At 46.4% G+C, this 25059-nt stretch carries 23 protein-coding genes and 1 tRNA gene; 11 read left to right on the top strand and 13 right to left on the bottom strand.

Annotation, left to right across the window (positions count from 1 at the left end; translation table 11 throughout):
* Window positions 1-21: 21 nt before the first annotated feature.
* Genes B5M13_RS32205 through serS form a run of 3 tightly spaced genes read left to right on the top strand, consistent with a single transcriptional unit; the run spans window position 22 to window position 1990 of the window.
* Complete coding sequence (locus B5M13_RS32205) at window positions 22-330, top strand: nucleotidyltransferase domain-containing protein (protein ID WP_080060171.1); 309 nt, start codon at window positions 22-24, stop codon at window positions 328-330.
* Window positions 327-719 carry a HEPN domain-containing protein gene (locus B5M13_RS32200; protein ID WP_080059557.1) on the top strand — a complete coding sequence of 131 codons (393 nt, stop codon included), beginning with the start codon at window positions 327-329 and terminating at the stop codon, window positions 717-719. The genes B5M13_RS32205 and B5M13_RS32200 overlap by 4 nt, the downstream gene beginning before the upstream one ends.
* Window positions 719-1990 (top strand): serine--tRNA ligase, encoded by a 1272-nt coding sequence (gene serS / locus B5M13_RS32195; protein WP_080059556.1) that lies wholly within the window; start codon window positions 719-721, stop codon window positions 1988-1990. The genes B5M13_RS32200 and serS overlap by 1 nt, the downstream gene beginning before the upstream one ends.
* A gap of 3 nt (window positions 1991-1993) precedes the next feature.
* On the opposite strand, the gene B5M13_RS32190 is transcribed toward serS, so the two are convergent.
* Window positions 1994-2269 (bottom strand): hypothetical protein, encoded by a 276-nt coding sequence (locus B5M13_RS32190; protein ID WP_080059555.1) that lies wholly within the window; start codon window positions 2267-2269, stop codon window positions 1994-1996.
* A gap of 87 nt (window positions 2270-2356) precedes the next feature.
* Window positions 2357-3634, bottom strand: a complete 1278-nt coding sequence (locus B5M13_RS32185) for a DUF349 domain-containing protein (RefSeq protein ID WP_080059554.1) — start codon at window positions 3632-3634, stop codon at window positions 2357-2359.
* 74 nt (window positions 3635-3708) lie between these two features.
* Here B5M13_RS32185 and ettA point away from each other — a divergent pair, with 74 nt between their 5' ends.
* Window positions 3709-5376 carry an energy-dependent translational throttle protein EttA gene (ettA, locus tag B5M13_RS32180; RefSeq protein WP_080059553.1) on the top strand — a complete coding sequence of 556 codons (1668 nt, stop codon included), beginning with the start codon at window positions 3709-3711 and terminating at the stop codon, window positions 5374-5376.
* A gap of 687 nt (window positions 5377-6063) precedes the next feature.
* Here ettA and B5M13_RS32165 read toward each other — a convergent pair.
* Both B5M13_RS32165 and B5M13_RS32160 read right to left on the bottom strand, forming a co-directional pair.
* Complete coding sequence (locus B5M13_RS32165; RefSeq protein ID WP_080059550.1) at window positions 6064-6429, bottom strand: hypothetical protein; 366 nt, start codon at window positions 6427-6429, stop codon at window positions 6064-6066.
* Between the two features lie 70 nt (window positions 6430-6499).
* Window positions 6500-7534, bottom strand: coding sequence for a PorP/SprF family type IX secretion system membrane protein (locus B5M13_RS32160; RefSeq protein ID WP_080059549.1), 1035 nt, complete (start codon window positions 7532-7534; stop codon window positions 6500-6502).
* A gap of 231 nt (window positions 7535-7765) precedes the next feature.
* Between B5M13_RS32160 and B5M13_RS32155 the strand changes: the two genes are divergently transcribed.
* Together B5M13_RS32155 and ruvB are read left to right on the top strand one after the other, a co-directional pair.
* Window positions 7766-11425: a PKD domain-containing protein gene (locus B5M13_RS32155; RefSeq protein WP_080059548.1), complete on the top strand. Its 3660-nt coding sequence runs from the start codon at window positions 7766-7768 to the stop codon at window positions 11423-11425.
* Window positions 11426-11525: 100 nt separating this feature from the next.
* Complete coding sequence (gene ruvB / locus B5M13_RS32150) at window positions 11526-12554, top strand: Holliday junction branch migration DNA helicase RuvB (protein ID WP_080060170.1); 1029 nt, start codon at window positions 11526-11528, stop codon at window positions 12552-12554.
* Window positions 12555-12643: 89 nt separating this feature from the next.
* Here the strand turns inward: ruvB and B5M13_RS32145 are convergent, their stop codons facing one another.
* From B5M13_RS32145 to era, 3 genes are all read right to left on the bottom strand, one after another.
* Complete coding sequence (locus B5M13_RS32145) at window positions 12644-12949, bottom strand: ArsR/SmtB family transcription factor (protein WP_080059547.1); 306 nt, start codon at window positions 12947-12949, stop codon at window positions 12644-12646.
* 437 nt (window positions 12950-13386) lie between these two features.
* Window positions 13387-14694, bottom strand: coding sequence for a ribosome biogenesis GTPase Der (gene der / locus B5M13_RS32140; protein WP_080059546.1), 1308 nt, complete (start codon window positions 14692-14694; stop codon window positions 13387-13389).
* A 118-nt stretch (window positions 14695-14812) separates the two neighbouring features.
* On the bottom strand, window positions 14813-15733 hold the full coding sequence (gene era, locus B5M13_RS32135; protein ID WP_080060169.1) for a GTPase Era: 921 nt from the start codon (window positions 15731-15733) through the stop codon (window positions 14813-14815).
* Window positions 15734-15877: 144 nt separating this feature from the next.
* On the opposite strand from era, the gene B5M13_RS32130 reads away from it, so the two are divergent.
* From B5M13_RS32130 to B5M13_RS32120, 4 genes are all read left to right on the top strand, one after another.
* Window positions 15878-15950, top strand: a tRNA-Met gene (locus tag B5M13_RS32130).
* A gap of 533 nt (window positions 15951-16483) precedes the next feature.
* The gene (locus B5M13_RS34495) at window positions 16484-16684 is read left to right on the top strand and encodes a hypothetical protein (protein ID WP_170061226.1); all 201 of its coding nucleotides are present in this window, start codon (window positions 16484-16486) and stop codon (window positions 16682-16684) included.
* Between the two features lie 13 nt (window positions 16685-16697).
* Complete coding sequence (locus tag B5M13_RS34490) at window positions 16698-16871, top strand: transposase (protein WP_155297370.1); 174 nt, start codon at window positions 16698-16700, stop codon at window positions 16869-16871.
* 205 nt (window positions 16872-17076) lie between these two features.
* Window positions 17077-17952, top strand: a complete 876-nt coding sequence (locus B5M13_RS32120) for a MerR family transcriptional regulator (RefSeq protein ID WP_080059545.1) — start codon at window positions 17077-17079, stop codon at window positions 17950-17952.
* 7 nt (window positions 17953-17959) lie between these two features.
* On the opposite strand, the gene B5M13_RS32115 is transcribed toward B5M13_RS32120, so the two are convergent.
* The gene (locus B5M13_RS32115; RefSeq protein WP_080059544.1) at window positions 17960-18925 is read right to left on the bottom strand and encodes a YheT family hydrolase; all 966 of its coding nucleotides are present in this window, start codon (window positions 18923-18925) and stop codon (window positions 17960-17962) included.
* 72 nt (window positions 18926-18997) lie between these two features.
* Here B5M13_RS32115 and B5M13_RS32110 point away from each other — a divergent pair, with 72 nt between their 5' ends.
* Window positions 18998-19441, top strand: coding sequence for a hypothetical protein (locus tag B5M13_RS32110; RefSeq protein ID WP_080059543.1), 444 nt, complete (start codon window positions 18998-19000; stop codon window positions 19439-19441).
* A 5-nt stretch (window positions 19442-19446) separates the two neighbouring features.
* Here the strand turns inward: B5M13_RS32110 and B5M13_RS32105 are convergent, their stop codons facing one another.
* The 5 genes from B5M13_RS32105 to B5M13_RS32085 form a co-directional block, all read right to left on the bottom strand.
* A complete protein-coding gene (locus B5M13_RS32105; RefSeq protein WP_080059542.1) occupies window positions 19447-20217 on the bottom strand; it encodes a glycosyltransferase family 2 protein in 771 nt (256 codons plus the stop codon).
* A gap of 105 nt (window positions 20218-20322) precedes the next feature.
* Window positions 20323-21279 (bottom strand): glycosyltransferase family 2 protein, encoded by a 957-nt coding sequence (locus B5M13_RS32100; protein ID WP_080059541.1) that lies wholly within the window; start codon window positions 21277-21279, stop codon window positions 20323-20325.
* Window positions 21280-21393: 114 nt separating this feature from the next.
* Window positions 21394-22206, bottom strand: coding sequence for a hypothetical protein (locus tag B5M13_RS32095; protein ID WP_080059540.1), 813 nt, complete (start codon window positions 22204-22206; stop codon window positions 21394-21396).
* 94 nt (window positions 22207-22300) lie between these two features.
* Complete coding sequence (locus B5M13_RS32090; protein ID WP_080059539.1) at window positions 22301-23248, bottom strand: glycoside hydrolase family protein; 948 nt, start codon at window positions 23246-23248, stop codon at window positions 22301-22303.
* Between the two features lie 61 nt (window positions 23249-23309).
* Window positions 23310-24959, bottom strand: a complete 1650-nt coding sequence (locus B5M13_RS32085; protein WP_080059538.1) for a hypothetical protein — start codon at window positions 24957-24959, stop codon at window positions 23310-23312.
* Window positions 24960-25059: the final 100 nt, after the last annotated feature.

The raw sequence follows: 25059 nt of genomic DNA, 5'->3' as shown, positions 1-25059 counted from the left end.
TATCTAATCTATACAATGACGATGACGGACAGACAATTTTTGCAGGCAGTTAAACGGTATGTCCATGACATAGACCCGAAGGCTGAGGTATGGTTGTTTGGCTCCCGAGCGCGAAAGGATGCCAGAAGCGACTCCGATTGGGATTTCTTAGTGCTTACAGATAACGTAGTTGATCAATCGTTCAAAAGGCGAATGCGTGATAATCTATTTTATCTTGAACTGGATAGCGAGCGCGTCATAGAAACAGTTATTCAAAATAAAGCAGCCTGGCAAAATCTGGAATTGACCTCGCGTTATCAGAATATCAAACAGGATGGACGCATACTATGAGCATCACAAAAGATGAAATCGTTACTTTTCGATTGCTCAAGGCCGATAAGGATTTTAAGGCTGATCAAACATTAGTTGCGGCACAAGATTGGGAAGTGGCTATAAATCGTTTGTATTATGCTGCTTTTCATGCAGTATCGGCCTTGTTGTTCAAGTGTGACATAAAAGTGAAAGCTCACTCCGGCGCTAAAGCGATGCTGGAGTTGCATTTTGTCAAAACAGGCTTATTAACAGTAGAATGGTGGAGGTTTTACGCTCAGTTATTTAATGAACGTAACTTTAGTGACTATGAGGATTTTGTCATATTCACAGCCGAAGATGTCCTGCCTTTAGTTCCACAAACAGAAGAGTTTATAGCTGTAATCAAACGTATTATCGACAAAAGCTAATGCTTCAATTACCCTTTATCCGTGAGAATAAGGAAACTGTACTAACAGGGCTTCATAAACGGCATTTCGCGAATGCCGAAGCTATTATTGATCAGGTACTAATGCTCGATCAGCAACGGCGAGATACACAACGTGAACTCGATGATGTATTGGCGCAGTCAAACGCCAAAGCAGGTCAGATTGGGGCCTTAATGAAAGCGGGGGATAAAGTTGCCGCTGATGCCGCTAAAGCGGAAACGGCCGAGTTGAAGGCCCGTTCGAAAGTGCTGGGAGAAACGCTCCGTCAGATCGAAATCGATTTGCAGGCTGTTCTGGTAACTATCCCGAATATTCCGCATAGCAGCGTTCCCGAAGGGCGCTCGGCTGATGATAACGAAGTTGTACTGGAAAATGGCGAGAAACCGTCGCTTTATGAAGGCGCACAACCGCACTGGGAGCTAATCAAAAAGTACGACATCATCGATTTCGAGCTGGGGGTTAAAATTTCGGGCGCTGGCTTTCCGGTTTACAAAGGCAAGGGGGCGCGTATTCAGCGGGCGTTGATCAATTTTTTCCTCGATGAAGCCCTGAAAGCCGGGTATCTGGAGGTGCAACCGCCTATTGTTGTCAATGAAGATTCGGGCTTTGGAACGGGACAGTTACCCGATAAAGAAGGCCAGATGTATTACATAACGGAAGATAAACTCTACCTGATTCCGACGGCTGAAGTCCCCATTACGAATCTTTACCGCGATGTCATTGTGCCTGAGGCCCAACTGCCCATTAAAAATGTGGGGTATACACCTTGTTTCCGACGTGAAGCGGGTTCTTGGGGAGCGCATGTACGGGGGCTGAACCGCCTGCACCAGTTCGACAAAGTTGAAATAGTGCGGATTGAGAAACCCGAAAATTCCTATGCTGCACTAGAAGACATGAGCCAGCATGTGCAGGGGTTACTGCAAAAGCTGGAATTACCCTACCGGGTTTTACGGCTTTGTGGGGGCGACATGGGCTTCACATCAGCATTGACGTATGATATGGAAGTGTGGTCGGCTGCTCAACAGCGCTGGCTGGAAGTTAGCTCGGTATCGAATTTTGAAACGTATCAGGCCAACCGGCTAAAACTGCGCTCGAAATTGGAGGGTAAGATGCAACTGATGCATACGCTCAATGGCTCTGCGTTAGCTTTGCCGCGTATTCTGGCGTCTATTCTGGAAAATAATCAGACGCCAGAAGGTATTCGGATTCCGAACGTTCTCGTACCGTATTGTGGCTTTGATAGGATTGACTAACGGTCAGCAATCACAGGAGTAATTGCCATAGCCGGGATAACGCGGAGATAAATTACCCGAAATGCTTACAACTCGGTCGAGCGGAATAATTTCGCCAGTGGCCAGTTCAAGCCATTCAGCGCCATTCTCGTACGATAGTTGTTTGATGAGTGCATCGGCTTTGATAAACTCATTTAAGCCGGTCAAATACTCCAGCCGGACAAATTTGCCGGGGACAATGGCTGCCCGGAAGTCAGTGTCGGACGTTAAAAAATCGGGGTTATTCAGGTTTGTTTCCATAGCCCAATAACAATTCGGTAAAACGAAACGTGCCACGGTTCTGAAACCGTGGCACGTTCATTATAGGGGATAACTCCTGCCTGTTAATCAGTATCCTACACTTTCCAATTGTTTCTGGAATTCGCGCAGAATGGTTTCTTTCATGGCAATTTTGCGTTTTTGAGTGCCAATTTTGTTCAGAATCATCTTATCTTCTGCATTATTCGGGTCAAGACCTTCCGCATCCTGTAGCGCAAACTGGAGGTCATTTTTCTCCCGTTTAATCAGGTACTCCATCTCCCGAATTTTGGTCCGTAGTTGCTCCGCCTTACTTTTCAATTCAAAAGCAGGATATTTTCGAGTTAACACACGGCCCAGGTAGCTCAACTCAAAAATCTTGTCACAGGCCGACCGGAACCGCTCATTCAGGACCTTATCCTGCAACTTGAAGGGAACCTTAATTTCTTTCCAACTATTCAACAGGACTTTCGCCCGGTCGGCAGCCGCAAAAATATCCGACTGTTTCGACAGACGTTCGGCTTCGTCGGCCATTTTCATTTGAGCCTCAATTCGCGGGTCAATCTTCGGCTGGATAACAATGCCCTTCGCGTCGTTGTACTTCGCGTAGAACATCGTCGTCGCTTTTTTGAACTGCTTGTACAGTTTGCCACTTTTCTTGATGGGTACTTCGCCCACCTGTTTCCAGGCGTTGTTGAGCCGACGTACTTCCTGAAAAGCAGCGTCCAGATCGCCCAGACGATTGGCCCGGAAAGCAAGCCGGATCAGTTCGTCGTATTTTTCTAGACGTTCCTGAATGACCTTGTTCTGTTCATTGAAGAACTCGCGTCGGCGTTGGAAGAAACCGTCCAATAGCTCCTGAAAACGACCTTCAACCTCAGCCTCAACCGACTTATCAACCGGACCTGTCTTGATCCATTTCGTCTTGATTTCCTGGAGGGCATCGGCAGTAGGTCGCCAGTCGTTACTGTCAACAATAGCTTCTGCTTCGGCAATCAAGGCTTTCTTGATGTCGTAGTTCTTACGCTGATTGACCGTTATTAGGTCGGCCAGCAGTTTCTCTTGTTCATCCAGCCGCTCAAGGAGGGGCGGGAAGTCACCTAGTGCATCAAACCCGAGGAGTTTCTTGCGAAGTTGAACCAGCTTGGTCAGATAAGAGCCTTTGTTCTGCGCTTCGGCAATATCGCTCTCCAACTGGCTGACTTTGTTCTCCGCAATAATGAAGCGGTTTTTAAAATAATCGAGCGCTTCCTGCTCGGTCCGTTTTACTTCGCCAATCTGGCGATCTTCATAATTCAGGTAGCCTTTCAAAAATACCTTTCCGTCTTTGACGTAACCGTATTCATCTACCAGTGAAGCGTTTTCCATTACTGTGCTTGGTTAAGGCTGCGCTGTGGGTTAAATTTGAGGATTAATGCCAACTACAAATCTATTAGAAATTAATGAGTCAGGAAACCATAATTTTCTCTATGGCTGGCGTGAGTAAAAATATTCCGCCTAACCGACAAATCCTAAAGAACATTTACCTTTCCTTTTTTTACGGTGCAAAAATTGGCGTTTTAGGCTTAAACGGCTCTGGTAAGTCGACCCTGCTACGCATTATTGCAGGTATAGACAAAAATTATACCGGAGAAGTTGTTTTCTCACCAGGTTATTCGGTAGGAATGCTCGAACAGGAGCCAAAATTCGAATCGGGCAAAACGGTTCGTGAAGTGGTAGAAGAAGGCGTACAGGAAGTAGTCAATCTCCTGAAAGAATTTGACGAAATCAATGAGGCCTTCGCCGACCCCGATGCCGATTTCGATAAATTGATTGCCCGGCAGGGTGAAGTTCAGGAAAAACTCGACCATTACAACGCCTGGGAACTGGATCAGAAACTCGAACGGGCTATGGACGCGCTTCGCTGCCCACCAGCCGACGCCTTGATCGATAATCTGTCGGGTGGTGAAAAACGCCGGGTTGCGTTGTGCCGTCTATTATTGCAGCAGCCCGATGTATTACTGCTCGATGAGCCTACCAACCACCTAGATGCGGAGTCGGTTCTGTGGCTCGAAGAACATCTGCGGCAATATGCGGGTACGGTTATCGCCGTTACGCACGACCGCTATTTTCTGGATAATGTAGCAGGCTGGATTCTCGAACTCGACCGGGGTGAAGGTATTCCCTGGAAAGGCAATTATTCGTCCTGGCTGGAGCAGAAACAAAATCGACTGGCTCGCGAAGAAAAATCTGAATCAAAACGGCAAAAGACGCTTCAGCGTGAGTTGGAGTGGGTGCGGATGGCTCCAAAAGCCCGTCAGGCTAAGTCGAAAGCGCGTTTGGGCGCTTACGAAAAACTGCTGAATGAAGATGCCAAACAACGCGACGAAAAGCTTGAAATATTCATTCCAGCAGGTCCACGACTAGGTGCTAAAGTGATTGAAGCCGAAGAGGTTTCGAAGGCATTTGGCGAGCGGCTTTTGTTCGAACATTTAGGTTTCCAGTTACCACAAGGGGGAATCGTAGGCGTCATTGGCCCAAACGGTGCTGGCAAAACGACACTATTTAAGCTCATCACCGGGCGCGATAAACCTGATACGGGTACTTTTGCCGTGGGCGAAACCGTAAAAGTCGCTTACGTAGATCAGGAGCATGATGGCCTTGACCCGAATAAAACGGTTTTTGAAACCATTTCGGGGGGGAATGAATGGATTATGCTGGGTGGTAAACAAACGAACGCTCGCGCTTACGTAGGTCGTTTTAACTTTACTGGATCAGATCAGGAGAAGAAGCTTGGGACACTGTCGGGTGGAGAGCGGAACCGCGTACATCTGGCGATGACCCTAAAAGAAGGTGCTAACCTACTTTTGTTGGACGAACCGACCAACGATCTGGACGTGAACACGTTACGGGCTTTGGAAGAAGGTCTGGAAAATTTTGCGGGTTGTGCCGTCGTGATCAGTCACGACCGCTGGTTCCTGGATCGGATTGCCACGCATATTCTGGCTTTTGAAGGTAATTCGCAAGTGTACTGGTTCGAGGGCAATTTCTCGGAATACGAAGAAAACCGTCGTAAACGCTTGGGTACCGAGGCCACGCCAACCCGCATAAAGTATAAGAAGCTGGGGTAATTTACTTGATCCTATACAATGGTTGCTTCATAGGGGAGTTTATCTTCCGGCAATCATTGTATAGGGTTACTATGTAGGCCTAGAATCCTAGAGACCTCACATACGCCTACTTTTTTAGGGCCCTCCATAAAATATCCACGTGTACCGGCTTTAAGGCGTTGCTGATGAAGAGTGCGGAGGTTACTGTTAAGTATCCACATGGTAGCTATACCATACTGCGGAATTGGAATGCCACAGGGAAATATCTCGTTTGTTTGTGGGTCTATTATCTCAGGATAGATCATAAAACCCTCACTAGGGAACTCTTCATAGAGAAAGTCCCATCGTATTCCTTGAAAAGGAGGTAGTTTTCGGCCTACTTCTTCTGGAGAAAACAGTCGGTAGGTTACTTCGAAATCGGCTGAGTGACCAAATAGCTGTTGGTATGGGGTGTGCATCACAAAATGACTCCTTTCGATCGAAGAAGTAGGTTCAACTCGAAATGACAACCTGATAGGACTTCGATCGAAGTATCCCAATCCGTTAGAAGCCAGGGTTGGTTAGGCTGGGCAATAAGAGTTCGACGAGTTTTCGTTAAAACCCAGATGACTTTCTGTACACCGAAGTCGAGCATTTTCTGGGTTTTATCATACACATACTCAGTTTCACTAACGTTGGTCGGGAGTTCTATTTTTACATCGACTTCGATCACAACTCTGGGGGTACCGAAAAGTACTTATCGTCAAGGGGGGTGGGCAAACTGCTTTGGTCAAATACGGCAATATCGTTCGATAGATTATTTCCTGTCGCTAAGTGAAGACCAGGCTCATTGGTGGCAATCAAATAATCATCGAAAGGTAGGTACTTATAAAGAATGTGAATGAGTAATGACACAATTGCCGACTGTAAGGCACTTGCCCCCATAATATCTTCCTTCGTTTTTTTTCGCGATAAAACAGATCGATAGCCCCGATAGAAATAGGGTATACCATCAATTTCTTCATAGATCAGTGAGGAAGGAATTCTTGAGGATGGCAGCGAATTTCGTGACCTCGCCCGGGACGTTACGCTCATCGGCTGTTTCTTTGGATTTGAGTAAAGATACGAGTTTTAGCGAAGCGTACTCATGGGTGCGATGCTCTTGTCAAAACTTCGGACAAGGTAGTTTCTTATCACGTCGTTTTACGCCGGCTCGGCGGCCCTCAGGCTTGTCGAAAATATAAGAGATCGATAGTTCGTGCGAACCACCGCTATTGCCAAGTGTCGAGATAGTTACGTCATAGCTGTAGCCAATCGAAAACTTGTCCATGCGCCAGCCAATCAGAGCGGCTACTGCATCATGGTTGTTGAGGGTCTGGTCGTATTTTTTGAAGGGAATTCCCCGGTAATAAGCACCGATCGTCAACGGCGAATAAGTCAGATAAGCCCCCAAATCCAATTGGTCGTATTTGCCCTGGTGTTTGTACATCACCACGGGTGAGATACTGATTTCACGATCCAGTTCGTCGGCTAGCCCCGTAAAGCCCATCAGCGGAATGCGAAGCCCTGCCTGGATGCTGGTTTTAACGGGCAGCCGTTCACGCCCCCCGATGAAAAACCCCTGATCGGGCCGATTGATGTGGTGCGCTGACAAACCCACCCAGAACCAATCTGAATAAAAAAGGCCACCCGTCGAAAAATCGACGTATTTTTGAGGTGGGAGTCCACTCGCCAGCAAGACTGGGTCGTTGGAAACGCTGCCCGTAATGAAGCCACGGTCAGTGAACTGATCGCCTGTAGTAAGGCCGAAGTAATTGATGCTTCGACTGACATACGAGCCTTGTAAGCCCAAGCGGACAAACGACGCTTCGCCTACCTGAAATTGGTATGCATATTGCAACCCTATATCGGTAGATTGAATCCTTCCCTGACCCTGATTATCATTTTGAATCAAAAGACCCACGCCACTATTGTATTTTTCGAAAAAATGGTCGACCGAAACCATCGTTGTTACGTAGTTTGTAATCGCTGGCCATTGATTTCGATAATTGGCGGTAATGCGCGGAGCCAGCGCTGAACCAGCAAACGCTGGGTTCAGGTAGAGCGGAGCGGCATAAAACTGGGTAAACTGGGGGTCTTGCGCAAAGGCCGCCCGGCTCAAAGCCAGTGTCAAAATGGTCAGTATGTATTTCTTAATCATATGAGCAGAATCAGGCAAAGACTGGGCCAACTTTTTGGTTGCAACGTTATGAACGCAAATGGAGTACTAAATGATGCACACCCTATAAAATTAGTCGGATTTTAAGGGTAGTTGTGACAATCAGACGATAAAATTTTAAGGAATCATTATCGTTTATACTAACGTAATGCCCCCGCTGTTGTTATGTTGTGGGACTGAAATTGGGAAGGCGGCTATATTCAGCGTTTGTTCATGTTAAGTTTTAGCAGTACTATTCGTGTTGTCGGACTCTGGGCCTTACTATTTCTAGTAGCAGGATTGACTACGTCCTGGGCTCAAGGGTTCAAAATTAGTGGAAAGGCCTGTATTCCTGACCAGGAGTGCGGGACCGATTCCCTTACGTTTACAGATACATCGGCTATTAAAGCCACTACGCATGTCTGGAATTTTGGCGATGGAACTACGCTTACGAAGCAACGGGACTCAGTAGCCAAGCACGTGTATACACAACCGGGTTTTTATACAGTCACACTGACCCGAACCGTTAATGGCGTAACCCAGACCAGCGAGCGGAATATAAACGTGAGTACGCCCCCGCCCTCCTTTACAAACTGGCGTACCGATACAACCATCTGTAAAGGGGAAACCATTACACTCGATCCATATGCTGGTACAACGCAGCAAGGGTTTCGCTATATCTGGTATCCTAAAGGCGATACAACGCAGTCTATTCAGGTTGATAGTTCTGGATGCTATTCGGTGGAAGCTATCAGCCCCAATGGCTGTTCCTACCAGAATCGTATCAATGTAGATGTATGCGGTGAAAAGAAGGAATCTCAGGGGGTAAAGTGGTATTTTGGGCAGAATGCAGGTCTGGATTTTAGCGGAGGTGGAACCCCAAAACCGATCACGGATGGTAGTTTAAGTACAATAGAGGGCTCATCATCAATTGCCAATACCAAAGGCATTTTGCTTTTCTATACCGATGGCATCACCATTTATGGGAAAGACGGTAAACCATTGAAGTCCCTCGTACCAGGCGATACAAATGCGGTTCAGATACCATTAGATGGTAGTCCTCGCTCAACGCAATCGGCTCTGATTGTTCCCAAACCAACCTGCCGGGGTTGCGAATACCTATACTATGTGTACACCACTTCTGAAATTCGTGGTAAAAAAACATTGACGTATAGTGTAGTCGATATGCGTCAGAATGGGGGTAAAGGGGCGATTGTCGAAAAAAATATCCTGCTCTCGGGCCAGGGAACTGAGCAGGCGGCATCGGTTGAGAACAAACGTGACTCCACCTATTGGGTAATCACTCGCATATATGGAACCAATAAATTCGAAGTTCGACACCTGACTCGTGGCGAAAGTGCTGACCCGGTAACCTATACGGGAGGGCAGGTACTGGATTCCTTGTCGAATGCCGAAGGGTATATTAAAATTGGTCCAGCCGATACAACTAGTGGTAATGAAGGCAATCGACCCATGGCAGTTGTGATTCCGGGTCCTCCCAAAAACTCCGTTGAAATTTATACATTTAACGATTCAACGGGCGTATTGAAATACGAACGAACGATCGATCTGGGCCCTACCCCTCCGAAAGCCTATGGGGCTGAGTTTTCGCCTGATGGAAAGAGCCTGTATGTAACGATGCTGGCCGATACCAATTCGAATGGTAGTCAGAAGGGTGCATCCTACATTCTGAAATATGATCTGACGCAAACGGACTCCCTGGTCTCAAAGTCAAAAACGGTTGTCGATAGTAGTACAACCAGGCAATATGGATCTATACAGATTGGACCCGACGGACGAATTTATGTGGCTGTAAAAGGAAGCAACTCACTAGCAACCATCGAGAATCCAAACGGGGGTTTGCTTGATAGCCTGATTTTTACCCCAAACGGACAGTCGCTTGGTGGAAAAACAAGCCAGTTGGGATTACCGAACCTGGTTGCAAATTTTAATGATCAGTCGAGTGGGCCGGGACTTACCTATGCCGATACCTGTGTTAATGCCCCCACGGTATTTACCATAGGGCCCAACTGCCCCAAACTAAAAGAAGCCTATACACTGGATTTTGGGGATGGTAGCCGTCCCTATTCAACAACGTCGGCTCAGCCTGTTACTCATGGATACGCGAAACCGGGGGTCTATTATCCTACGCTTAGGATTATTACCCGGACTAGCACAGGTGGTATCTGTAAAGACACTCTGATCAAAGATACCCTAACCATTTTGGAAACACCGCCCGATATAAATCTGGGTGCCGATACGGCGATATGTAATAAGAAAGGCATTACGCTAGATATAAAAGTGCAGGCAAAAGTGTATGTCTGGCTGGTGAATGGGGCTATCGCGAGCAGGCAAAAGACCATCACCCTCGATCGGCCCGGTTACTACATTGTGGTAGGGCTGGCTGCCAATGGCGAATGTTTTAAAAGTGATACCATAGAGGTCCAGATCAAACCTACGCCCTCACTCGATTTGGGCCCCGATACGGTATTTTGTTATCGATCCAGCGTCTCTATACGAGTCCCCCAGCAAACGTGGACTCAGTTTCAGTGGAGTAATGGAGAAACGACCCGCTCAATTAATGTAACAAAAGCAGGTACGTATACGGTTACAGCCCAGTCGACGGTAAATGGAACCACTTGCGAAAACTCGGATACTATTCGTGTGGCCGAATTGCCCAAACTGCGCATGGCTGCTAACCTGACTGGTCCCACTGCCTGTACATCGGCCGATGGAGCCATACAAGTGACAACGACTCCAGCCGGAACGTACGAATATAACTGGACACGGGCCGATGGCAGTATTCTTACGGGGGTAGGGAGTCAGCAATTAAGCCTTACTGAAGGGGGGTATGCGGTGACCGTATCCGATACATTGCACGACTGTAAGGCCGATACCGCTTTCACATTGAAGTCGCCCCAGAATCAACTCGCGATTAATCCGTTGATAAAAGATGCCCTGTGTAGTATCCCGAACAGTGGAACCATTAGTATAACGGTTACGGGAGGAACTGCTGCCAGTTACAGCTGGTATGGACCGAACAATACGGTCATTGCTACATCACCTGTGCTGGGTCAGGTATCGCCCGGCCTTTACAAGGTTCAGATCGTAGATGACAAGGGCTGTAAAGCCTTGAAAGATAGTATTAAGGTCGGGCTCGATAGTACTGGATTTGCTCGATTAGGCCCTGATACGCTCAAGTGTAATGGCCTTACGATTGTGTTGGCTCCGTTATCGGGTGATATCCCTGGTAATGTGTACCAGTGGAGTACCGGAGCAACAAGCCCAAGTATAACCATCGCCCAACCGGGTTCGTATAGCGTGACCGTTCGAAATACTCAGTCCGGTTGTGAAGGGCGAAGTAGTATTCGAGTCGGTGAGCGGCCACCGCCACCTTTCTCCCTTACTCAACAGGCTTCGCTTTGTGAAGGTGATCAGGGACGGGCCACACTTACAGCCGGTGGTGCCGCTGGATTAAAGTTCTTTTGGGTAAACCGAAATGATACTACCCGATCCATACTTGTAGACCGGGCAGGCGATTATCAGGTCAAAGTGACCGACCCATTGGGTTGCACGGCAATAGGTTCGACGCGAGTACTTAACCTATGTGAGCCTCGGGTAAATATTCCAGATGCCTTTACGCCCAACAATGATGGTGTAAACGATGTGCTGCAAATATTTACAGCGTATGTTACCGATTACGAATTCCGAATTTATAATCGCTGGGGCGAAGTAATTTTTGCCAGCGATAATCCTGAGCAGAAATGGGACGGAACCTACCATGGCTCTACATATCCATCCATGCTTTATCCCTACGTGGTGACCTACAAAAGTGAGTCATTTCCTGAACGTGGACGGGTCACAAAAAGGGGGTCGGTATTGCTCATCCGATAGCGGTTTTCTCCAGTTTTTTTCGTATATTTGACATAAACGACCCGGTCATAATTAGCTGTTCAGGCTATCAAAAATGGCCGGGTCTGTATGTATCAAAACCATGCGAAACGACTTTTTGAAAGGTTCGGCCGATGGCATGACCGCTACCGACAAAGAAATTGAACGCGCACTCAGACCACTCTCGTTCGAAGATTTCACGGGTCAGGAAAAAGTGCTTGAAAATCTTGAAGTGTTTGTTCGGGCTGCTATGCAACGGGGGGAGGCACTCGACCATGTATTGCTTCATGGGCCTCCAGGGCTGGGTAAAACAACGCTGTCGCACATTATTGCCAACGAGCTTAATGCCAACATAAAAATGACCTCTGGGCCTGTGTTGGACAAACCCAGCGATTTGGCAGGCCTTTTGACCAATCTTCAGCCAAACGACGTTTTATTCATTGACGAAATTCACCGACTCAACCCAATTGTGGAAGAGTATCTGTATTCGGCAATGGAGGATTACAAAATCGATATTATGCTTGATTCGGGCCCGAACGCCCGGAGCGTTCAGATCAAGCTAAATCCATTTACCTTAATTGGCGCAACAACCCGTGCTGGTATGCTTACTTCACCGCTACGGGCTCGGTTTGGCATTAGCTGCCGGTTAGAGTATTACGATGCAAAGCTTCTGACCAGTATCGTTCAACGGTCAGCGGCTATTCTGGGAACACCTATTGACGAGGCAGGAGCCTTTGAAATTGCCCGGCGGAGCCGGGGAACACCACGGATTGCCAATAACTTATTGCGTCGTACCCGCGACTTTGCTCAGGTAAAAGGAAATGGCTATATAAACGTCGCTATTGCCGAAATTGCTTTAAGTGCGTTGGATGTCGACCAGAATGGTCTGGATGATATGGACAATCGTATTCTGATGACGATCATCGATAAGTTTAAGGGGGGGCCGGTAGGTATCACAACTATTGCTACCGCTTGTGGTGAAGAGGCTGAAACGATAGAAGAGGTCTATGAGCCGTTTCTGATTCAGGAAGGTTTTCTGAAACGCACATCTCGCGGACGAGAGGCAACCGAGAAAGCATACCGTCATCTGGGTATCATGCCCAACTTCCGGACGGGTGAATTGTTCGGGTGAACCGTTAAAATAACACACCATAAAAGAGAATCTAATAACCCACTTATTAACGTTCTGCTTTACGGTGTGTTATTTTAACGGTAATGTGTTTAAACAAGCTTACTTTTGTAAATACAATCGATAATTTCAGCGACGGCAGTATCTACCAGAAAGTAGTAGATGTTCTTACCACTACGTCGGATTTCGAGTATCCCCTTATCACGCATATTGATCAGATGGTGGGAAATCAGCGATTGTTCAGCGTTTAGGTTTTTATAAATCGCTGATACGTTCAGCTCTTTATTTTCATTCAGCATTTGAATGATTTTAATTCGGAGAGGATGGGCCACCGCTTTTAGTACGTAGGCCGCTTTATCGATCCGCTTTTCTTCATCTAAAACTTTTTCAGTTGCCATAGGAGTGTTTTGTTAACAGTGGGTAATAGAGCGAAATATAGTCCGAAAATTGACATATGTAAAGAACTAACATCCTGAAAGTGAGTGTAACTTTATTTAATGGTTATTTTACCCAAACAAGTGTAACAAGAGTACACCGATAACACTTAGACTGGTAACCAATAAGTAAGTAACAAAGGAAGATTAGGCACAACTTTACTGCAAAAATTTGCGGTAATTACTTAGCGCTTATTGCAGTAATTACTTTATTTTTATTAAGCAGGTAATAAGCGAAACAGCATCAATATGGAGAAGCTGCTCATGGCATAATCAGGAAAAAGGACTACAAAAACGTAACTTCATTGATGGCCGCAAACCTGATTAATGCCAGGTGGTAAAGAACAAGGGGGAGGTCCGTTGTGTGATCAACTCCCTCCCCCTTTACCTATGGTTTCGTCCTATTTCTGCCTGAAAAATAAGGTGATCGGCACACCTGTAAAATCAAAATGATCGCGCAGCTTATTTTCCAGAAATCGCTGATAAGATTCCTGAACATATTGCGGCAGGTTACAGAAAAAAACAAACGTTGGAGAAGGCGTTGGTACCTGAAGCATATATTTGATTTTAATATGCTTTCCTTTGACCGCTGGGGGCGGATACCGTTCAATCTCAGGTTGCATAGCCTCATTCAGTTTCGAAGTGGCTATTTTCTTGCTTTTATTTTCGTACACCTCCATCGCTTTCTCCATTACCTGAAAAATGCGCTGCTTTTCGTGAACCGATGCGAAAATGATAGGCAAATAATCAATGGGCATCATCCGCTGGATCATCTCTTTTCGCCACACATCGGCGGTTCGGGAGTCTTTCTCAATGGCATCCCATTTGTTTACCATGATGACTACGCCTTTTCTGGCCCGAACGGCTTGCCCAATAATGGTTAAATCCTGCGCTTCCAGACCGCGTGTGGCATCAAGAAGGATGATGCATACATCCGATTCTTCCATCGCTTTAATCGAGCGCAGGGTAGAATAAAATTCGATGTTGTCCTGAATTCGCGCTTTGCGTCGGATGCCAGCCGTGTCGGTCAATATAAAATCTTTACCATAAGCGCGGTAACGTGTATCAATAGCATCGCGGGTGGTACCGGCAATATCAGTGACAATGCTCCGTTCCTGACCAGTCAATACATTCAGAAAAGATGATTTGCCCACATTAGGGCGCCCCAGAATAGCTACACGAGGAATGCCAGCATTCGGGTTTTCTACCCCATCGGTCTGGAAGTGCTTGACAACTTCATCTAGTAAATCACCTGTTCCTGAGCCAGTTGCGGACGAAATAGGGTAGGGGTCACCTAATCCCAAACCGTAAAATTCCGCAGCGGCATGTGTTCGCTCGATGGTTTCAGCCTTATTAGCAACCAGATAAATTGGCTTTTTCGACCGGCGAAGCACATTGGCAAAATCTTCGTCGAGGCCAGTTATACCCGTTTGCGTGTCGACAACGAACAACAGAACCGTCGATTCTTGTATCGCTATTTCAACCTGTTCGCGGATAGACTCCTCAAAAACATCTTCGGATCCGACAACATAGCCTCCGGTATCGATAACCGTAAAATATTTGTTATTCCACTCGGCCGTGCCATAATGCCGGTCGCGGGTAACCCCACTTTGGTTATCCATAATGGCCTGGCGTTGCTCAGTCAGGCGGTTAAACAGCGTAGATTTACCCACATTGGGGCGACCCACAATTGCAACAATATTTGCCATTTTTATTAAGGAGTGAGGAGTGAGGAGCGGGGAGTGAGAATGGTTAACGCATTCTATTGCTTTCGTGCCAGCCTGCGCGACCCGGCCATTCTTACTCCTCGCTTCTCGCTCCTAATACTTATTCATCATACCCCAACCGTTTGAGCATCCGTTCTTTCTGGCGCCAGTCGGGTTCTACTTTGACGAATTGTTCGAGAAATACTTTTTTGCCGAAGAAGCGTTCGAGCTCTTCCCGGGCCATTATGCCCGTTTTTTTGATCATTTTACCACCTTCTCCAAGTAAAATAGCGCGTTGGGTAGCGCGTTCAACCAGTATTTCAGCCTGAACAACAATAATATCTGGTTTCTCTTTAAAGCTGGTAATAATAACCTCACTGCTATACGGCACCTCTTTTTTATAGTTCAGAAAGATCTTCTCCCGTATGATTTCTGAAGCGAAGAATCGCTCCGGCTTATCGGTTAATTCATCTTTCGGAAAATAAGGCGGATGCACAGGTAGCCGATTGAAAATAGCGTCAAATACCTTATCGATATTGAATCCGTTCAACGCCGAGATCGGTATGATTTCCTGAGCTTTGAAATGGGCCTCCCAATACGCTATCTTTTCGGTAACCTGATCGTGTGTTGCCTGGTCTATCTTATTAATAAGCAGGAGTATAGGTACTTCCGATTTTTGTAGTCGTTCAATGACATCATTTTCGTCATGCTGCTCAAAAATATCCGTCACAAACAAAACCACATCCGCATCTTCGATGGAGCCACGTACAAAGCTCATCATGGACTCATGAAGTTTGTATTGTGGCTTGATAATGCCCGGTGTATCGGAGTAAACAAGCTGGAATTCCTGGCCATCGTGGGTACCATTCAGGATTCCCATAATGCGATGGCGAGTGGTTTGTGCTTTAGAAGTGATGATTGACAGACGCTCGCCAACAAGCTGATTCATCAGTGTTGACTTACCTACATTGGGCTTGCCGACGATACTAACGAAGCCGGCCTTATGGTTGGCCGGAAAATTTTCGATGATTTCCGTGTTCATGCGAGGTGATCCCACCGGCTGATTACCAGTGGCTTTAGCAAATAACTCCCGATCCAACAAAAACGTTTCAGATCGACCGTAAACTTTTTTTTACAAAGATAGTTGTTTTATCAGAAAGTTACCGTACTTTTGCAGTCCAAACATCGCGGGATGGAGCAGTTGGTAGCTCGTTGGGCTCATAACCCAAAGGTCGCTGGTTCGAGTCCAGCTCCCGCTACTCTGAAAGTCAAGCCGCTACGAATTTTTGTCGTAGCGGCTTTTTATTTGGTCAATATAGGTACAACCTTCTTGAACGGGATCAATCTCAAAAGTGGGAAAAGCGGATCAACTAAAAAAGTTATGGAGTGTGTTGTATTTTTCTAGGTTTGTGATCTTACCCAAGTCTAGCTCGTTTTGGAAAGTTTCTTGCCCTTAGTCAAATATCTCTTACCAGATTTCATCCTGACTTATTACCATTAACACGCGTCGAATCCGCTTCAGAAATAAATCATCTGTATATGGAAGAGAAGAACGATGAGTAGACCGCTGGTGAAAAACGGAAGTTACTATTGGCCGTTTGTAGGAGGTTGATAGTAATCAGCTTGCCTGACAATACCGAACCGAACTGAGCGGATTTTCAACTTGGTTTCATCGATCTCAGGCTAAGCAGTGGATGTTATTTCTATCCACCTCTCTGGATGAAACCAGCTTATCCCATGGCGAATTTTCAACAGTAATACGCTCAAAAAACTACTGGCTCGCAGCCGGTATGTGCTTCATAAAAAATTGGTCACCTGGACGACCGGCCAGCAAGAGCGAGCCCATCTGCTATTTGACCGATATGCTGATTTGGTGCAGGCTTATGAATTGAGTAAGTTGTTGAGTCTCATTTTGAAAGCATCAGGGATAAACTCATTGGGTTGGTGCAGGGGCAAATCTAAAGGTCGAAGCAATGAGATGAAAAGGGTGTAAAGCCTTTAATACAGTGGCCGGTTCCATTCAGAATCACTGCGAGACGATTTTGAACTATTTTGATACTCCCAGCACCAATGCCTCGGCCGAATTGTTGAATGTCAAGATTAAGGTGTTTCGTAGCCACTTCCGTGTAGTTCGGAATGTGGAATTCTTTCTGTATCGACTCACTCATTTATATGCTTAATCCTAGTAGCTCCACAAGTATTATCTTTAATCCCTCATTACCTCATTCTACAATTCGGCTAGCGCATAACCAAATAATAAACTTTCCTTTTGTTTATGTTTTGAGTGTGAACGTTAAACAAAAATAATTTTTCTGGTGTTGTATTTTGCACACACATTTAACCCCAAACCAGTTTTGAGACTATCCAACTGAGCCCTTCAATCGTATGAGCACTTACTCGATTAAAGATTTAGAGCAACTTTCTGGTATTAAAGCGCATACGTTACGCATCTGGGAGCAACGATACGCTATCCTCGCCCCACAACGAACCGATACAAACATTCGTACTTACGACGATCAGGATCTTAAACTCGTATTGAACATTGCCTTATTAAAGGATCACGGTTATAAGATTTCAGAGATTTCGAAGCTATCTCCGCAGGAACTGTATCAGGAAGTGGTAAAGATTTCGGAAAAGCCGCTTAGCTTCCCGGATCAAATCCAAGCGCTCGCACTTGCCATGATTGATCTGGACGAAGAGCAGTTTGAAAAAGTCATGCTTGCCAATACGCGCCAGTTTGGTTTCGAAAATACCTATCTGAACGTCATTTATCCTTTTCTAAGTCGCGTTGGCATCTTATGGGTAACCGGATCAATAGGCCCTGCCCAGGAACACTTTATAACTAGTCTGATCCGGCAAAAGCTTATTGTTGCTATTGATGGGTTAATTTCTCAGCCAGCTAATGGTAAAAAATACATGCTGTTTTTACCCGAAGGGGAATACCATGAGATCAGTCTGTTATTTGCCCACTACATTATCCGGTCGAGGTCGAACAAAGTTATTTACTTCGGGCAGAGCTTACCATTTAGGGAGTTGGCTTTTGCCTATGACCGATATAAGCCCGATTACCTGTTTACTGTGTTGACCTCTTCACTGGCTAACCATGAAGTACAGCACTTTGTCAACCGCTTAGCCAGCACATTTCCTAAGGCCGAAGTTATGCTTACTGGCTATCAGGTTGTAGGGCAAGACATAGAGACACCTGGCAATGTTTCGATTATCACTCAGATCAACGAATTAATTCGTATTGCTTCCAGTTAAAAACAACCTAGCAGATAGTTTGAGCAAAAGCGAGAGCCGCTCGCTCAGCATAGGTATACTCATCCCGAACAACCTGAAAACCAACGTGCCCACCTTTTTGTGGCGTTTCCAGAAAAATCTGTTTGTGTGTTTCGGCTAACCAGACTGGCGAACATTCGGGCGAAAGGAGTGGGTCGTTCTGGGCATTCAGCAGTAAAGCAGGCACAGCAATACCCGGCATAAAATTGACAGCCGACGCTTGGGTATAAAAATCATTCGCATCCCGATAATTGTTGACTGGTGCCGAAAAAAACTCATCGAAGTCGCGCCATTGCTTCACCTGTTGTAGTTTGCTCATATCCAGCCTACCCGGAAATCGGGCATCCTTCTCACTGATTTTAACAATCAGTTTTTTCATGAACCGCTTTCGGTAGAACCAATTTGCCGCCTTATCGAGCAATACAGCACTAGCGCCCAAATCTGTAGGAGCCGAAATAGCAATCCCGCCTTTCACTGGCTGAGGAAGTTGCTTTCCATGCACGCCAAGGTATTTCAGCGTAATGTTACCTCCCATACTATAGCCCACTAACACGATTTTATGGTAGGCTTTTCGTTGAAGCACCCGCTGAATGACTTCGCCCAGATCACCAATTTCACCATGATTGTAAAGCCGAAACGCCTGGTTCATCTCGCCACTGCACGAGCGACAATTCCAGGCCAGCACATCGTATCCATGCTCGGAAAACAACTTGGCTGTACCACGCATATATTGCCGATTGCTGTCGCCTTCCAGCCCATGCGTTAGAATAAGCAGTTGCTTTTGTCCCTTATCGATCCAGTCTAGATCGATAAAGTCGCCATCACTGAGTGTTAGCCGTTCACGCTCATAGGTAACACCAGCGACCACGCGCGTCAGGCTCGGGATAATCGTTTGAAGGTGCCCATTATATTGATAAGCGGGTGGGCCCGGATAGGAAGAACGAATCAACGGCATATTAATTGAACAACGGATACTTTTGTATCGTTGTTCCCATGCGACGTTCTGTCTAGCCCATACATAACTACCATGCCGATTGCGAAGTATATTTCTGTCATCATTGCCAGTACCATTAAGTTTATTGGCGGGCCCTTAACCGGTGTTACCCTTGGGCTTAGCTGGCTCGAAACAGCCATTTTTACAACGCTTGGAATGATGTTGAGTGTAGTGGTAGTAACTTATGCAGGAGCGGCTTTGCAAGTCTTGTGGCAACGGTATCGGTCGGCTCCTCCCAAACGGTTTACCCGACGTACCCGCTTAGCCATTCGCATTTGGAAGCGGGCAGGTATGGCGGGAATCGCCCTGCTGACGCCACTCATTTTAACCCCCATCGGCGGAACCATACTGGCCGTATCGTTCGGTGTAAAACGAGGACAGTTACTGCTTTATATGTTAATAAGCGGTATTATCTGGGCAGTTGTCCAGACTATTGCCATTTATCAGATTCCAGGCCTTAAGGGAATTTTTGGGTAAAGTAACTACCGGCTGACAGTTTGCGGAGGAGCGTTAACGGTTTTCTTGCGGAAGTCGCCCCGTGAGAAGTATTTTTCAATCAGGCAGTAGAGCAGAATAAAGAAATAGCGGCTCCCCATTTCCTTAATCTTTAGTTTCGACTCGCCATACTTACGATTTGTCCAGCTATTCGGCACAACTGCATACGTATAGCCACGTACAATCGCCTTTAGGGGTAATTCGACGGTAAGGTTGAAATGGGGGGATAAAAAAGGTTTTACGCCTTCTATCGTTTCCCGTTTATAAAGCTTGAAGGCGTTGGTGGTATCATTGTATTTGATACCCATCATGATCCGAACAATGAAGTTGGCAATGCGATTGATAAACTTCTTCAGGCCCGGATAGTCGATAACCTTACCCCCTTTTTCCCAGCGTGAGCCGAATACGGCATCCACATTGGTTTCAAGCATTTTGTTATAAAACTTAACCAGATCTTCAGGGTCATCAGACAGATCGGCCATAAAAACAGCCACGCAATCACCCGTGAATCGTTCCAGTCCATACCGCACTGCATAACCAAACCCATTAGGGCCAGGGTTGGTATAATAGACTAATGTTGGTATTTCATTAGCTGCCAACTGCTCCAGTACCCGTAGTGTACCATCTTTCGAGTTGTCGTTGGTCACACAGATCTCATGTGGAATTCCGTGTTTCGCCAGGGTTTGGTAGAGAGTTCGTAGCGTAGGTGGCAACGACTCTTCTTCATTATAAGCCGGTATGACAACACTCAATTTCATTCGTATACAGTATTTTAAAGATGAGAAAGCCTGGTCGCTCTGGTTGATAAAACCGCATATGGATAACCTTAAAACTCTAAAAATCAGGCTAAGTCCCGGAAACAGTTACCTATAGGGCAAAAGACGGATGGTGCTATACAGTTTCGCTAAAGGCTTTGGCACAATATACTCTATAATTACCTTTTTTGCCTTCTGCCATTCAGGTTTAGCCATCGATAAGTATTTCAGGGCAATGCGTGCACGCCGGAAATAGCTCCCTTCGTACTGTTTGGCGTCCAGCATCATCCGATAATACCGGGCTATATTCCGGCGAAGAACCGTATTGTATCGGTAGTCCAGTTCCCGATTTATATTACTATACATCTGAATCCGGTTGCGCAAAAATACCTCGTCCCGCTCATTATCGTGAAAGCTGGCACCTGCCCGGTTTTTCCGATAGACCGACATAACATCAGGAATATAGCCAATTTTACCGAGTTTAGCTTTCAGAATCAAACGGGGGATATCGCCACTGGACGACTCCCGAAACCAGGCCGGATACTCTTTGATATTGTTCCGGTACATCGTACTTGACGTAGCCATAAACCAGATTTCATCTTCTCCGATCAGGTCATCCACAGTGTAGTAGGGTTTCATATCCGGTCCGTTGAGAATGTACGAAGGGCTGCCATCTTCGTAGGTAATCAACGCATTATGGAACGTCATCGAGTAATCGGGATGGGCATCCAGCAGATCGGCCTGCTTCTGAAGCTTAAGTGGGTCCGTCAGGTAATCATCACCGTCGATTAGTGCATAGTATTCACCTTTTGCCCGTTTGAGGGTTTCTAAAAAATTGATTCCCCCATTCTTACCCATATTATGTGGGTGGAGCACCCCAATTACCAGACCGGGATACTGGCGCTCGTATTCCTGAATGATTTCCCGCGTGCCATCGGTGGAGAAATCATCACCTACCAGTATTTCAATAGGAAAATTCGTCTTCTGCGCCAGTACGCTATCGATAGCCTGGCGGATAAATTTATGCTGGTTATAGGTAATAATCAGGACGCTAACCTTCGGCATGATATAATTAGTAGTTAGCATTGAGGAGCGAGGATTGAGCATGGCTGACGCAATATAGAAAATACGCGTCAGTCATGCTCAATCCTCGCTCCTCAATGCTAACTACTATTTAGTTTAAACAGTTATTGCTTTAGCAGTCTGGATGTGCTCCTTCCAGCCCTGCGGCTCATCTTTTTCGGCTGGCGTTCCCCATGGATCGTAGAATGGCAAAATGGCTACCCAACGACCAGCAGGATCATCCCAGCTAAACCGGTCGGCAAAGCTGGATGGACTTACCCAGTGTGGCAGATCGTACCGGAACAAAATAATATCCCCCATATCCTGATACCCTTCCGTTTCGATAATATGGTCGTTGATCACGTAGCCGGTTCCACCCGATGTATAATCTTTACCATACTGGTTCAGTGCCAGAATGGTACCGACTTTCTGCGGGTTGAGCGGATGCCAGTGACGACCGAAAAAACTACCTCCCAGTGGATAATGGGTTACCTGTGGGTGGAAATAAGGCTGCCCCTTACGAATGCCGTATTCTTCATTATTCCCGGTGAGGTTGTTCCAGAACTGACGGAGTGGGTTAAACACACTCAACAATTCTGTTTTGGTTGGCTCCTCCAGATCGAGAATAGCATCGAACGTATGGTCGTGGAATAGTTGGGGAGCCTGCTGTATTTTAGCGATATGCAACCGTTGCTTATGCTGGTTGTTGTCGAACGAATCAGGTGCTTCAGCCAGTGGCGTCTTTGCCGCCCAACTGCGGGTAGCGGCAATAGTTCCCCGGAGCATTTCTTCGGGAATACCTGATTTTACGATAACAATATTTGGTTCGTTGACCAATGCCATCACTTCCTCAAACGGTATTTCGGGTACGATTTGACCATCTTTGAATTCGGCATCAACTTTTATCAGGTATTTTGCTAATTCTTTCATAGTTTGTCCAGATACTGATTTAATACAAAATAGGCGGCTGTCTAGACAAAATCCAAATTGCCCCCTACTGATTTTGGTCAACAACGGCCTGTTTTTAATCAGTTTTTGATTGTGTGGCATACCCAAACCCGGAAGCCCCAAATCCATTGCCATTATAAAACATAACCCATTGATCCTGATGGGGAAAAATATGGCAGTAGTCCATCATGAGTGAATCCCAGCCTTCTGATGAACGCTCAATACCAGCCAGCTCGTCTTTCCGAACCCAGTCGATTCCGTCTTCAGATTCCGCATAACCGATTCGGTAACTCTGCTGAACATCGGTGCGGTAGTTAAGCGAATTGCGGTATGAAAAATACATTTTGTACAAATTCCCATCCTTGTAAACCGTTGGTCGGCCTATGGCATCGGTAAATTCATCGTAGCCCACACACACCTTTCCTGTTCGTTCCCAATGAATGCCGTCGGTCGACTCAGCATATTTCACATCGTAGAACGGCTCCGGGTGTCCATTGATGACCTCAATTTTAGTACACGACAGATACCACATACGCCAACGAATCGATCCATCGGCCTGTTCTTCACGCATCACACAAGGCTGTGCCACCCAAACCTGATCGAAAATATACCGATCGAGCAAAGGTCCGGTAAATTTCCGTTCAAACGTCAGGCCACCATCCCGACTAATGGCCAGGCCTATTCCAAGCCGATAACTGGCCGTTTCGCTTTTGTTCCAGCCGGTATAGTACAACCAGATTTCGTCACCAACGGGCAAAAACCACGAAGGCATCGTACCCGTTTCATCAAACATACCGACAGCCCCTTTGGTCAGGCATGCCTTGTCATGCACATAGGTAACTTCAGAAAGATTATCAGGGTTTAACTCAACAAACGAAACGGCTGAGTTTATGTTTTCATCGCGCGTGGAGAAATACACCCGGATTTTACCATCCATCGGGTAGCCAAACGGAACCTGTGCGTGTGTACGGCTGAATGGTTTAGAACCATCGGGTTTATAAATCAGTCCTTTTTTCGTCCACATATAGTTTACTAATTACAAGCATGAAGGGTTATAAAAACCTTCCAGTTAAACAATTAATCTGTTACCATTTGTACCGATCCTTCCGAACAAAAACACGGTTATGTTCTACTTCGGCAACCAGTCGATAATGCTGGTCTATGTACTGCTTTAATTCAGGGAACGTTTCATAGCCAAATCTGGCCCGATCATTCAACCAGATGGAATTCGGCCCAACTGCGTCAATGAATACAGGAGCATGCGACGCTTCCATATTCCGTATATACCGTGCTCGATGCACAGGCTGGTTCGATCCCATCACACAGCGAATCACATGGTTATCGCAAACGCCCTGCGGCATCTGGGTCTGCACGTTATACATAGGTGCCCATCCCCAAACGACCAGATCTTCACCCGGTTTCGCCAGTTTAAGGGCTTCCTGTGCCGTTGGAGACCGCCGAAAAAACCGAAAATCGAATGGTGTCTTTTTATAAATGGTTAGTGGGTCGCTAGCGGGTTTGTCTGCCTGTAAAAACGCACTTATCCCAATGGAGAGCACCACAAATGCAACCCATAAAATGGTCTGTAAAGACGTTCGGAGCTTATCAATAAACCACGCATTGACCAGGCAAACCGGAAATGTCAGATACAGCAGGTAATGTGTGAAGGCATTGCCCGGTTTGATGATTGCATAGCCGCTGGCAGCGACCAGACCAAGACCAAATAGCAGCAAGCTTGCATTATTTTCGCCGTGACGGGGCCTGATTACCAGCCATCCAAGTATCACGGCAAACGTGGGCAACAGAAATACCAGGAAATCGGTGGTATGGGCAATAAACGCTGGAAACAAGAGCAGGAAATCCCAGAACGACGCTTCGGCTCCGTAGGCAAAATTGCCCGCTATGTAAAACTGAAGGAAATCCGAAAAAACACCAAAGCTAAGCGTAAGCACTACGACTAACAGCGGAAAGACAAGTCCTCCGCCTACCAAACTAATTACGGCCCGCCAGAACTTTGAAGGGGGTAAGGTTGAATACTGGCTAAAAAGGCTAAGAAAAGCCGCCAGCACCACCGCAAGGGCTGTTGGTGTACCCTGCAATTTGGCAAAGGGAACCAAGCTACTCAGAAAGCCCAGCAAAAATAAACCTGTCGTAGAATCAAAAGCCTGCCGATGCCACAAACGGGAATATTGCCAGATTGACAGGCCAATAAGTGCCAGCGACAATTGTTCGTTGGTCGCATGCAGAAAATCCATATTGGTCGTAAAGGCCAGAAAAGCTACAAGAGGAAACAAGGCTAGCCGGGCAGCACGGGCACTAAAGAAATTTTCGATGGTCAAGTAGCCACTGGCTACACTCACCACCATACACGTAAACGCCAGCCAGCGTAAGACGATGTAGTTTAGTGGCACACCCACATAACCGGGCAGGGCTACATAATAGGAGCTGAGCGGCCCCATTGTAGCCCCATCAATGTATTTCCAGTAAACAGGATGGTGTTTAAGCGTGAGAGCCTGCGACAGTAGCTGACTTTCGTCGGGGTTCAGTTCCCAATTTATAAACAGAATAGGGAGCCGCTTAAAAAATAGGAGTCCCAGAAGGGCAACCAGCAAGCTGAGTTGCTGGTTACGAGACAGTTGAGAACGAAAATTACCTCTTATCAACAGAGCCGCAACAATCAGAAAAGCAAGCCAGCCTCCCGTTTCCCAGAGTAGAGGAGATTTTAAAAAACTCATTACCGATTAAAATCAATCGCTTTATAGATGCAAGCAGACAAGTGACATGCGTCGTCAATTAGTAGTCATTGGTTGTCATTGATTGTTAGCCAACACCTCA

The organism is Spirosoma aerolatum, assembly GCF_002056795.1.
GTDB classification, from domain to species: Bacteria; Bacteroidota; Bacteroidia; order Cytophagales; family Spirosomataceae; genus Spirosoma; species Spirosoma aerolatum.
The sequence above is the reverse complement of the archived record's forward strand: the minus strand, read 5'-3'. Positions and strand labels throughout refer to the sequence as shown.